Origin of the sequence: Blastococcus sp. TF02A-26, from assembly GCF_003319125.1 — a bacterium.
Classification (GTDB): domain Bacteria; phylum Actinomycetota; class Actinomycetes; order Mycobacteriales; family Geodermatophilaceae; genus Trujillonella.
Genome location: NZ_QOHG01000013.1, coordinates 22,957 through 34,020, shown reverse-complemented (window position 1 = coordinate 34,020; position 11,064 = coordinate 22,957). Strand labels below are relative to the sequence as shown.

Genomic DNA, 11,064 nt, shown 5'->3' with positions numbered 1-11,064 from the left:
AGGTGGCCCTCCTGTCGGTGCGCCCCCTGCTGGGCGCGGCGAGCGACGTCGTGCTCGCGGTGGACGAGGCGCCGAACCCCTGGTTCGACCCGTCCTACGTCTCGGACAACTGGGACACCATTCTGGGCCACCTCCGCGAGCACGTCTGGCTGACCGTCGCCGCGGTCGCGCTCGGCGCCCTCATCGCGCTCCCCTCGGCCCTGCTGGCGCGCCGCAGCCGCTGGCTGGCCGGGCCCGTCCTCGGCCTGTCGACAGTGGTCTACACGATCCCGTCGCTGGCGATGTTCGCGTTCATCCTGCCCGTGACGGGCCTGTCGGCCACCACGGTCCTCGTCGGTCTGACCGCGTACTCGCTGGTGATCCTGGTCCGCAACTTCCTGGCCGGACTGCGCGGGGTCCCCGACGACGTGCGCGAGGCCGCCCGGGGCATGGGGCTCGGCTCCTTGCAGCTGTTCCTGAAGGTGGACCTGCCCCTGGCGCTGCCGGCGTTCATGGCCGGGCTGCGGGTCGCCACGGTGTCGACCGTCGCCCTGGTCACGGTCGGCGTCCTGGTCGGCCACGGCGGTCTGGGGCAGCTGATCACCGGCGGGTTCGCCGCCAACGAGTACCGCGCCGAGATCGTCACCGGGGCGCTGGGGTGCGTGCTGCTCGCCCTGGTCGCCGACCTGCTGCTGGCCGGGCTGGAACGGGTCCTCACGCCGTGGGCGCGGGCGGGCCGGTCGTGAACGACCTCCAGCGGGCGTTCCAGTACCTCAACGACCCGTTCAACTGGACCCGCCGCGGCGGGATCCTCGACCTGCTGCACGACCACCTCGTCGTCTCCGCCGTGGCGGTGCTCGCCGCCATGGTGGTCGCCCTCCCGCTCGGCGTGGTGCTCGGCCGGGCTCGCCGCGGCTCGGGCGCCGTCGTCGTCCTGTCCAACGTCAGCCGGGCCATCCCGACGCTGGCTCTGCTGACCGTCTTCGCCGTCACGCCCGTCGGCTTCGGTGACCGGGCGACGATGATCGCGCTCGCCGTCTTCGCCATCCCGCCGATCCTCACCAACACGTTCGTCGGGTTCCGCGGTGTGGACGCCGACGTGCGGGAGGCGGCCCGGGCGATGGGGATGTCGGGCGGTCAGTTGCTGCGCCGGGTGGAGGCGCCGCTGGCCGCGCCCCTGGTGCTGACCGGCATCCGGACGGCGGCCGTGCAGGTCGTGGCCACCGCGACGCTCGCCGCGCTGGTCGGTGGCTCGGGTCTCGGCCGGCTGATCAACCTCGGGTTCGGCCAGCGCGACTACGGCGTGATGTACGCCGGGGCCTTCCTCGTCGCGGCCCTCGCCCTGCTCACCGAACTCCTGCTGGTCGTCGCGTCCTGGGCGGTCACCCCGGGGCAGAGACGGCTGCCCTTCCGGCCCGTGACCAGGGCGTCCGTGGAGCGTGGGCAGCCGGAGCCGACGGCGTCGGGTGTCCCGCTGTGACCGGCGGAACGAGGTAACAAGCGCACAACACATCCGCCGCCGGGTTGGAGCGGGCGGCGGCGCAGGGGTTGCATGGCCGACGCGGGAGACCTCCCGCCAGACACGCGTGCGGCCCGGTGCCGCACGGGACACAGAAGGCGGGCGCTATGACACGGCGTACCCGGGTGCTCACCCCCCTCGCGATCGCCCTGGCCCTGGTCACCGCCGCCTGCGGCGACTCCGGCTCCTCCGGCACCGGCGGCGACGACGCCGGCGGCAGCTCGGCCAGCGGCGACGCCTGCGCGCCGGTCGCCGGGGACCAGCTCGTCGTCCTGGAGGACGACCTGGGGCTGCAGAACGCGGACAACATCGTCCCCGCGGTCACGACCGCGACGGCCTCGGCCAACCCGGCGCTGCTCCCGGCGCTGGACGCCGTGTCCGCCGCCCTCACCACCGACCAGCTCGTCGAGCTCAACGCCGCGGTGGACCTGGAGCGCCAGAGCCCCGAGGACGTGGCCGCGGCCTGGGTCGAGGAGAGTGGCGTCACCGACGGGCTGGAGCAGGGCAGCGGCCCGATCACCGTGGGCGCCGCCGACTTCAGCGAGTCCACGATCCTCGGCAACATCTACGCCGACGTGCTGGACGCCGCGGGCTTCGACGCGACGGTGCGGACGGTGGGCAACCGCGACCTGTACCTGCCGGCGCTGATCTCCGGCTCGGACCTCCAGGTCTTCCCCGAGTACCTGGCCACCGTCACCGAGGCGCTCAATGCGCAGGTCAACGGCGCCGATCCGGAGCCGGTCGCCAGCGGCGACGTGCAGGCCACCCTCGACGCGCTGCGGCCACTGGCCGACCAGGTGGGGCTGACCTTCGGCGAGCCGTCCGATGCCGCCGACCAGAACGCCTTCGCCGTGACCCAGGCCTTCGCCGACGAGCTGGGTGTGACCTCGCTCTCCGAGCTCGCCGACGCCTGCGGCGACAACTCGCTGGTGCTGGGTGGCCCCGAGGAGTGCCCGACCCGGCCGTTCTGCCAGCCCGGTCTCGAGGACACCTACGGCCTGCAGTTCGCCGAGTTCGTCCCGCTGGACGCCGGTGGCCCGCTCACCAAGAGCGCGATCGAGCAGGGTGAGGTCTCCCTCGGCCTGGTCTTCAGCTCCGACGGGGCCCTCGCCCAGGGCTGACGTCGGACCGGCCCTCGTGCAGGGGCCCGACGCGAGCTCGCGAGCGTCGGGGGGCACGGGGGTCCTTCCTGGGCCCCGGCGGATGCTCCGTCGGGGCCCGTGGACGTCTGTGTCACGGATGCAGTTCGGAGCGTGAGCGGAGGGTCGTCCGCCGTTACGCTGGAGGGCATGCGCGGGGGATCGGTCGAGCGGGACGACGTGCCCGGACGTCCGTCCGCGCTCGATCCCCGGTCCTGGGGGGGCGCCGGCATCGCGGTCGGCGCCCTGCTGGCCGTGGCCGCCACGGTCGTGGTCTTCCTGAGCGACGACCCGCGGGTGCTCCGGCTGGCGGTCGTGGCCGGCGCGTGGGGCTTCGTCCTCGCGCTGCTGGCCACCAGCCGGCGTCGCGCGGACCCGACCGCCGACAGCGCCGAGCTGCGCCGTGCGCACGAGCTGGAGCTCGCCCGCGAGGTCGCCGGCCGGCGCCAGTACGAGCTGGAGACCGAGAGCCGGCTGCGCCGCGAGTCCGAGGAGGGCATGCGCGCGGAGCTGGCGGCGCTGCGCCGCGACGTGGCGGCGCTGGGCGGGCTGCGCAACGACCTGGCCGCGCTCGGCGCGCTGCGCCAGGAGGTGGCCGCCCTGGACGCCCTCCGCCAGGACGTCGTCTCCCTCGGCGCCCTGCGGCACGACCTGGCCGCCGTCGAGCAGCTGCGCCGGGAGGTGACCGCCCTCGGGGCGCTGCGCCAGGACGTCGCCGCGCTGGGGACGATGCGGACCGAGCTCACCGCTCTCGGCGGACTGCGCGACGACGTCTCCGGGCCCGGCGGCCTGCGCGACCAGCTGGCCGGCATCTCCGCGATGCGCGCGGAGCTGGGGCAGCTCACCGAGCTCCGCGCCGACGTCGGCCGGCTGCGCACCGAGCTCACCGAGCAGCTGTCCAACGAGATGTTCCTCGAGCGCGTGGTCATGCGGACGCAGTCCTCCCGGGCCGTGACGACCCCCGTGGCGGCTCCCGTGGAGGGGCCCTCCACCCGTGCCATCGACGCGGTGAGCTGGTCGGACCAGCCGCCCCGCGAGGTGACCGGCGGCTGGCCGGCCGTGCGCCTGGAGCCCCCCGTGGAGGTGTCGCGGGCGGCCGAGCGGCCCGTGGCGCCGCCGGCGCCCGCCGCCCCGGCCACGCGGGGGTACGAGGCCCTGCAGGGCATCCGCGCGCGGCAGGCCGAGCCGGCGCCGTCCTGGCAGGCCGCCCCGGCACCCGCCCAGCCGGCGGAGGCGCCCCGCCGGCGCCGCCGCAGCGACGACGCCGCCACGGCCGAGCAGCTGACGGTGGAGCGCCCCGCCTCCGCGCCGGCCGAGCGGCACGGGTGGGACGAGCCGGCGCCGGCCGCGCGTGCCGACCTGCTGGCCGAGGCGTGGCCGCGACCGCCGGCGCCGCTGCCGCCGGAGCCCCCGCGGCCCGAGCCGCTCACGGTGCAGACCCCGGCGGTCCCCACCCCGGGCGAGGCCCGCCTCGCGCAGATCCTCGCCGAGAGCGGGACGGCGGCTCCCCGGTCCGGTGGCCGCCGCCGGCACCGCTACCGGGAGGACGACGAGGACGACGACGTCCTCGGCCGGGTCCTCGGCCGCCACTAGGAGGACGGGGCCGAACGGCTCCTACGCCGGGCCGCGGGAGAGGGTGCCGCCGTCGAGCACGAGCGTCTGGCCGGTGACCCAGCCGGCGCCGTCGCCGAGCAGGTAGGCCGCGGCCTCGCCGATGTCCTCCGGCTCGCCCAGCCGGCCCAGCGGGTAGCCCTTGGCCGCCTCTGCCTCGCGCCCCTCGTACAGGGCGCCGGCGAAGCGGGTCTTGACCACCGCGGGCGCGACCGCGTTCACCCGGACCGTCGGGCCGAGCTCCACCGCCAGCTGGGTGACCATGTTGATCAGAGCGGCCTTGCTGACGCCGTAGCCGGCGATCCCGGGCGAGGCCTTGAGCCCACCCACGGACGCGACGATCAGGACCGATCCGCCGTGCTCGGCCATCCACGCCCGCCAGGCCTCCTGCACCAGGCCGAGCGTGCCGACGACGTTCGTGTCGAGGATCTTGCGGAAGGCGTCGAGGTCGAGGTCCACCATCGGGCCGAAGACCGGGTTGATGCCGACGTTGCCGACCAGCATGTCGAGGCCGCCGAAGGTGTCGACGGCGGTGCGCACGGCCTCCGCGCGGTGCGCCGGGTCACCGGCGTTGCCCGCGACCCCGACGGCGACGTCCGGACCGCCCAGGGCGGCGACCGCCTCGGTCAGCGCCTCGGGCTTGCGCGCGGTGACGACCACGCGGGCCCCCCGCCGGACCAGGCTCTGCGCGATCGCCAGGCCGATGCCCCGGCTCGCGCCGGTGACCAGCGCGGTACGTCCCTCGAACTCGCTCATGTGCTCCTGCCTCTCCCGTCGGTGGGTGCCGCGTCACGGTAGGTGGACCGCTCCGGGGACCGTCCGGCCGGTTCGGCGTGATCGACCCCACAGGCGCGTTGCGTTGCGGCGGGCGGGAACCGGTCACACACTCGCCATCGGCACGTCACCCGCGTGACACAGCAGGTCGCAGCGGGGGCCGGCCACGGCACCGCCCGCACCGCCGCACCGCCCCGCCGGCCTCCACCGGAGGAGACCGACCGACGTCCGGTACCCGCACTGGGACTGGAACGAGGAGCACACCCCATGCCTGCTGCCCGCAGGACACCCCACGCCGCCGGACTCCCCGCGGCCTCCGACGCCCCGGCGCGCCTGCGCGTGGGCGTCGTCGGCGCCGGACGGGTCGGCGCCGTGCTGGGCGCGGCCCTCGCCGCCGCCGGCCACGACGTGGTCGCCGCCGCCGGCCTCTCCGCCGCCTCCGCCGAGCGCGCCGCCCGGCTGCTGCCCGGCGTTCCGCTGCTCCCGACCGACGAGGTCGTCGCCGCCGCGGACCTCGTCGTCCTCGCCGTGCCCGACGACACGCTCGCCGGCCTGGTCTCCGGCCTCGCCGGGACCGGTGGCTGGCGCGCCGGCCAGCTGGCGTTCCACACCTCCGGCGCCCACGGCCTCGCCGTGCTGGAGCCGGCCACGCGCGCCGGCGTCCTTCCGCTCGCGCTGCACCCCGCCATGACCTTCACCGGCGCCGCCGAGGACGCCGACCGGCTCACCGGCGCCCCGTTCGGGGTGACCAGCGCGCCGGAGTTCCGCCCGGTCGCCGAGACCCTGGTGCTGGAGATGGGCGGGGAGCCGTTCTTCGTCGCCGAGGGCGACCGCGGGCTCTACCACGCCGCCCTGGTCACCGGGGCCAACCACCTGGTCACGCTGGTGGCCGAGGCGGCCGACCTGCTGCGCGCCGCCGGGGTCGGTGAGCCCGGCCGCGTGCTCGGCCCGCTGCTGACGGCCGCGCTGGACAACGGCCTGCGCCGCGGCGACCGCGGGCTGACCGGTCCGGTCAGCCGGGGCGACGTCGGCACCGTCCGCCACCACCTCGAGACCCTCGCCGAGCGCTCGCCTCAGTCGGTCGCCGCCTACGTCGCCATGGCCCAGCGGACCACCGAGCGCGCGCTCGCCGCCGGCCGGCTCAAGCGGCACGAGGGCGCCCCGCTGCTGGACCTCCTGGACGCCGCCCGTGGCCACGGTCCGGGTTCCCTCGCGAGCGAGCGAGCGGAGGGGTGACCGTGGTCGTTCTCCCGGCCGGGTCCCGGTGACCGCCGTGACCGGTCCCGCCGTCGCCGAGACGGCGGCCGACCTCGCACGGCTGCGGGCCACGCTGCCGGCTCCGGTGACCCTGGTGCCCACCATGGGCGCCCTGCACGAGGGCCACCGCACGCTGGTCCGCGCCGCCCGGGCCCGCGGCGGCAGCGTCGTCGTCTCGGTCTTCGTCAACCCGACCCAGTTCGGCCCGGGCGAGGACTTCGACCGCTACCCGCGCACCTGGGACGCCGACCTGGCCGCCCTCGCCGAGGAGGGTGCCGACGTCGTCTTCCACCCGCGGGTCGAGGACGTGTACCCGCCCTCGTCGCTCGGCGTGACCGTCCAGCCGGGCCCGGTGGGCGCCGTGCTCGAGGGCGCGGTCCGGCCGGGCCACTTCGCCGGCGTCCTCACCGTCGTCGCGAAGCTGTTCGGCATGGTCCGCCCCGACGAGGCGTTCTTCGGGGAGAAGGACTACCAGCAGCTGGTGCTGATCCGGGCCATGGCCCGGGAGCTGGCGCTGCCGGTCACCGTGACCGGTGTCCCCACCGTGCGGGAGGAGGACGGCATGGCGCTCTCCTCGCGCAACCGCTACCTGTCCGCGGAGCAGCGGTCGACCGCCGCCGCCGTCTCCGCCGCGCTGCGTGCCGGGGCCGCCGCCGGTCCGCAGGGGGCCGACGCCGTCCTCGCGGCGGCCCGCGCCGTGCTCGCCGAGCACCCCGCGCTGGTTCAGGACTACCTCGAACTCACCGATACCGATCTGGGGCCGGCGCCCACCGCCGGTCCCGCCCGCCTGCTCGTCGCCGTGCGCGCCGGCAGCACCCGACTCCTCGACAACGTCCCGGTCACCCTCGGAGGCACCCGATGATGCGCACGATGCTCAAGTCCAAGATCCACCGGGCGACGGTGACCCAGGCCGACCTGCACTACGTCGGTTCGGTGACCGTCGACGAGGACCTCCTCGACGCCGCCGACCTCATCGCCGGCGAGCAGGTCGCGATCGTCGACATCACCAACGGCGCCCGCCTGGAGACCTACGTCATCCCCGGCGAGCGGGGCAGCGGTGTCATCGGGATCAACGGTGCCGCCGCGCACCTGGTCCACCCGGGGGACATGGTCATCCTGATCAGCTACGGCCTCATGGACGAGACCGAGGCCAAGGCCTACATCCCCAAGGTCGTGCACGTCGACGGGGCCAACCGCATCGTCGACCTCGGCGGGGACCCGTCGGCCCCGGTGCCCGGCGCGACCGACCAGCGGCGCAGCGACCTCGGCGTCCCGGTTCGGTGACCCTGGCTCGCGGAACAGCGGCCACACGCGGCACCGTTCCCGGGCTCCCGCTGCGGCTGGCCGCTCCCGACCCGGGGTGGGAGCTGGCGGCCGACGTCTGCGTCGTCGGCTCCGGGATCGCCGGGCTGTGCGTGGCCCTGCACGCCCGCGCGGCGGGGCTCTCGGTCGCCGTCGTCACCAAGGTGCGGGTGGACGACGGCTCCACCCGGTGGGCCCAGGGCGGGATCGCCGCGGTGCTCGACCCCGCCGACAGCCCCGAGGCGCACGCCGTCGACACCGAGGTGGCCGGCGTGGGCCTGTGCGAGCCCGACGCCGTGCGCGCGCTGGTCACCGAGGGCCCGGAGCGGCTGGCCCAGCTGATCGGCTGGGGCGCCGCCTTCGACCGCGACGCCACGGGCCGGCTGCTGCTGACCCGCGAGGGCGGGCACTCCGCCGACCGGATCGTGCACGCCGGCGGCGACGCCACCGGCTGGGAGGTGCAGCGCGCGCTGCACGAGGCGGTGCGCGCCGACCCCGGCGTCACGCTCGTCGAGCACGCGATGGTCCTGGACCTGCTGCGCGACGGGCAGGGCCGCGCCGCCGGCGTCACCCTGCACGTGCTCGGCGAGGGCAGCGCCGACGGCGTGGGTGCCGTCCGGGCCCGCGCGGTGGTGCTGGCCACCGGCGGGATGGGCCAGGTCTACGCCGCGACCACCAACCCCTCGGTCTCCACCGGCGACGGCGTGGCGCTCGGCCTCCGTGCCGGCGCGGTCGCCACCGACCTCGAGTTCGTCCAGTTCCACCCGACCGCGCTGTACCTCGGCCCGGACGCCCGCGGCCAGCAGCCCCTGGTCAGCGAGGCGCTGCGCGGCGAGGGCGCCGTGCTCCGCGACGACGCGGGGGAGCGGTTCATGGTCGGCGTCCACCCGCTCGCGGAGCTGGCCCCGCGCGACGTCGTCGCCAAGGCCATCACCCGCGTCCAGCTGCGCGACGACGTCCGTCACGTCTGGCTCGACGCCCGCGGCATCCCCGGCCTCGCCGAGCGCTTCCCGACCATCGTGGCCCGGTGCCGGCAGGCCGGCATCGACCCCGTGACCGAGCTGGTGCCGGTGACACCGGCCGCCCACTACGCCTCCGGCGGCCTCGTCACCGACCTCGCCGGGCGCACCACCGTGCCGGGGCTCTACGCCTGCGGCGAGGTGGCCAGCACCGGCGTGCACGGCGCCAACCGGCTGGCGTCCAACTCGTTGCTGGAGGGACTGGTCTTCGCCGCCCGCATCGGGGCGGAGCTGGCCCGGTCGCTGCCGCTGCCCGCCGCCCCCCTGGCCGGGGCACCGGCGCTCGCCGGACTGCTCGACCCGGCCGGCCGGGCGCGGGTCACCGACACGATGTCGGGCTCGGTCGCGGCACTGCGCAGCGGAGCCGGTCTCGCCGGCGCGCTGGCGACCATGGCCGAGCTCACCCGGGCGCTGGGGGAGAGCCCCGGCGCCGCGCCCGGCGTGCCCAGCTGGGAGGCCACCGACCTGCTCACGGTCGCGTCGGCGGTCACCGTCGCCGCCGCGGCCCGCGAGGAGACCCGCGGCTGCCACTGGCGCGAGGACCACCCCGAGACCTCGGAGGAGTGGCGGGTGCACCTCGACGTCCGTCTGGACAGCACCGGTGAGCTGCACCTGACCCGCCGTCCGGTGGGGACGCCGGTGGTGGTCCCGTGGTGAGCCGCTCCGTGATCGATCCGGCTCCGCCGGGCGCGGGCGAACGGAGGACGTGGTGAACGCCGACCCCCGCTCGCTCGAGGGCACCGGGCTGGACGAGGCCTGGGTCGACGCCCTCGTGGAGAGCACCCTGGCCGAGGACCTGACCGGCGGCGCCGTGCTGCCCGGCGCCCCCGACCTGGCCGTGTCCTACGACGTCACCAGCGCCGCCACGGTGCCCCCGGCCCAGATGGGCACCGCCGACCTGGTCGCCCGCGCCGACGGCGTCGTCGCCGGGCTGCCGGTCGCCGCCCGCGTCTTCACCCGGCTGGCGCCCGGCGCCACGCTCACCGTGGGCGCCTCGGACGGGGACCGGGTACGGCGCGGCGACGTGCTGCTGACCGTCCGCGGACCGGTCCGGGCCCTGCTGGCCGCCGAGCGCAGCGCCCTCAACATCGCCAGCCGGGCCAGCGGCATCGCCACCGCGACCCGGGCGTGGGCCGACGCCGTCGAGGGCACCGGGGCCACGGTGCTCGACACCCGCAAGACGACGCCGGGGCTGCGGCCGCTGGAGAAGTACGCGGTGCGCTGCGGCGGGGGGTCCAACAAGCGCATGGGCCTGTACGACGTCGCGATGGTCAAGGACAACCACGTGGCCGCCGCCGGCTCGGTGGCCGCCGCGGTCGCCGCCGTGCGCGAGCGGGCGCCCCGGGTGCCGGTGCAGGTCGAGGCCGACACCCCCGCCCAGGCGGTCGAGGCGGTGGAGGCGGGCGCGCAGTTCCTGCTGCTGGACAACATGACGCCCGCGCAGCTGCGCGAGGTCGTGGCCGCCGTCGGCGACCGGGCGGAGCTCGAGGCCACCGGCGGGCTCACCCTCGCCGTCGCCCGCGAGGTCGCCGAGACCGGCGTGGACTACCTGTCGGTGGGGGCGCTGACGCACTCCTCGCCGATCCTCGACCTCGCCCTCGACCTGCGGGAGGGCTGACCGGTGCTGCTGACCGTCGACGTCGGGAACAGCCAGACCGTGCTGGCCACCTTCGACGGCGACCGGCGGGTCGGCAGCTGGCGGGTGACCACCCGGCCGCAGGTCACCGCGGACGAGCTGCGGATGGTCTGGCGGGGGCTGCTGCGCGACACCGAGGTCACCGGGGTGGCCGCCTGCTCCACCGTCCCGGCGCTCCTGCCGGCGCTGCGCGAGCTGCTGGACTCCCTCGACGTGCCGGTCGTGCTGATCGGCCCCGGCGTGCGGACCGGGGTGCCGCTGCACGTGGACAACCCGCGGGAGGTCGGCGCCGACCGGGTGGTGACCGCCCTGGCCGCCCACGAGCTGCACGGTCGCGACGACGCCGGCCGGGGGCGGCCGGTGGTCGTCGTCGACTTCGGCACCTCCACCAACGTCGACGCCGTCGGCCCCGACGGGCAGTTCCTCGGCGGTGCCCTGGCGCCCGGTGTCGAGGTCAGCCTGGACGCGCTGGCCAGCCGGGCGGCGCAGCTGCGCTCGGTGGAGCTGACCGTGCCCACCCACGCCATCGGCAAGAACACCGTCGCGGCCCTGCAGTCGGGTCTGGTCCTCGGGTTCGCCGGCCTGGTGGACGGGCTGGTCTCCCGCATCTCGGCCGAGATCGTGGAGCAGTTCGGCGCCGCTCCGGTCGTCGTCGCCACGGGTGGTCTGGCGCCGCTGGTGGCCGACAGCTGCCGAACCGTCTCCGCCCGCGAACCGGACCTCACGGTGCACGGGCTGCGCCTGGCGTTCGAGCGACAGCAGGCGGCGCACCGTTCCCCGGCCGGGCGCCGGTCGGCAGCCCCGTAGGCTCACCCTCCGTGAGCGAGG

At 76.3% G+C, this 11,064-nt stretch carries 11 protein-coding genes; 10 read left to right on the top strand and 1 reads right to left on the bottom strand.

What is annotated here, in order from left to right; all coding sequences use genetic code 11:
* Positions 1-2: 2 nt before the first annotated feature.
* The 4 genes from DQ240_RS15180 (at position 3) to DQ240_RS15165 (ending at position 4,230) form a co-directional block, all read left to right on the top strand.
* Positions 3-725 (top strand): ABC transporter permease, encoded by a 723-nt coding sequence (locus DQ240_RS15180; protein WP_233498738.1) that lies wholly within the window; start codon positions 3-5, stop codon positions 723-725.
* Positions 722-1,459, top strand: a complete 738-nt coding sequence (locus DQ240_RS15175) for an ABC transporter permease (protein WP_113840556.1) — start codon at positions 722-724, stop codon at positions 1,457-1,459. The genes DQ240_RS15180 and DQ240_RS15175 overlap by 4 nt, the downstream gene beginning before the upstream one ends.
* Positions 1,460-1,605: 146 nt before the next feature.
* The gene (locus DQ240_RS15170) at positions 1,606-2,619 is read left to right on the top strand and encodes a glycine betaine ABC transporter substrate-binding protein (RefSeq protein WP_113840462.1); all 1,014 of its coding nucleotides are present in this window, start codon (positions 1,606-1,608) and stop codon (positions 2,617-2,619) included.
* Positions 2,620-2,787: 168 nt separating this feature from the next.
* The gene (locus DQ240_RS15165; RefSeq protein WP_113840461.1) at positions 2,788-4,230 is read left to right on the top strand and encodes a DUF6779 domain-containing protein; all 1,443 of its coding nucleotides are present in this window, start codon (positions 2,788-2,790) and stop codon (positions 4,228-4,230) included.
* Between the two features lie 21 nt (positions 4,231-4,251).
* On the opposite strand, the gene DQ240_RS15160 is transcribed toward DQ240_RS15165, so the two are convergent.
* Positions 4,252-5,004 (bottom strand): SDR family oxidoreductase, encoded by a 753-nt coding sequence (locus tag DQ240_RS15160; protein WP_113840460.1) that lies wholly within the window; start codon positions 5,002-5,004, stop codon positions 4,252-4,254.
* A 285-nt stretch (positions 5,005-5,289) separates the two neighbouring features.
* On the opposite strand from DQ240_RS15160, the gene DQ240_RS15155 reads away from it, so the two are divergent.
* From DQ240_RS15155 to DQ240_RS15130, 6 genes are read left to right on the top strand one after another with little or no spacing between them, the layout of a single operon-like run.
* Positions 5,290-6,258: a Rossmann-like and DUF2520 domain-containing protein gene (locus DQ240_RS15155; protein ID WP_113840459.1), complete on the top strand. Its 969-nt coding sequence runs from the start codon at positions 5,290-5,292 to the stop codon at positions 6,256-6,258.
* Between the two features lie 37 nt (positions 6,259-6,295).
* On the top strand, positions 6,296-7,141 hold the full coding sequence (gene panC / locus DQ240_RS15150; protein WP_233498737.1) for a pantoate--beta-alanine ligase: 846 nt from the start codon (positions 6,296-6,298) through the stop codon (positions 7,139-7,141).
* On the top strand, positions 7,138-7,563 hold the full coding sequence (panD, locus tag DQ240_RS15145) for an aspartate 1-decarboxylase (protein ID WP_113840457.1): 426 nt from the start codon (positions 7,138-7,140) through the stop codon (positions 7,561-7,563). Before panC ends, panD begins: the two co-directional genes overlap by 4 nt.
* Positions 7,560-9,257, top strand: a complete 1,698-nt coding sequence (locus tag DQ240_RS15140; protein ID WP_233498736.1) for an L-aspartate oxidase — start codon at positions 7,560-7,562, stop codon at positions 9,255-9,257. Before panD ends, DQ240_RS15140 begins: the two co-directional genes overlap by 4 nt.
* Positions 9,258-9,309: 52 nt before the next feature.
* Positions 9,310-10,218 carry a carboxylating nicotinate-nucleotide diphosphorylase gene (gene nadC, locus DQ240_RS15135; protein WP_233498735.1) on the top strand — a complete coding sequence of 303 codons (909 nt, stop codon included), beginning with the start codon at positions 9,310-9,312 and terminating at the stop codon, positions 10,216-10,218.
* 3 nt (positions 10,219-10,221) lie between these two features.
* Complete coding sequence (locus tag DQ240_RS15130; protein ID WP_113840455.1) at positions 10,222-11,043, top strand: type III pantothenate kinase; 822 nt, start codon at positions 10,222-10,224, stop codon at positions 11,041-11,043.
* The last annotated feature ends 21 nt before the right edge of the window (positions 11,044-11,064 follow it).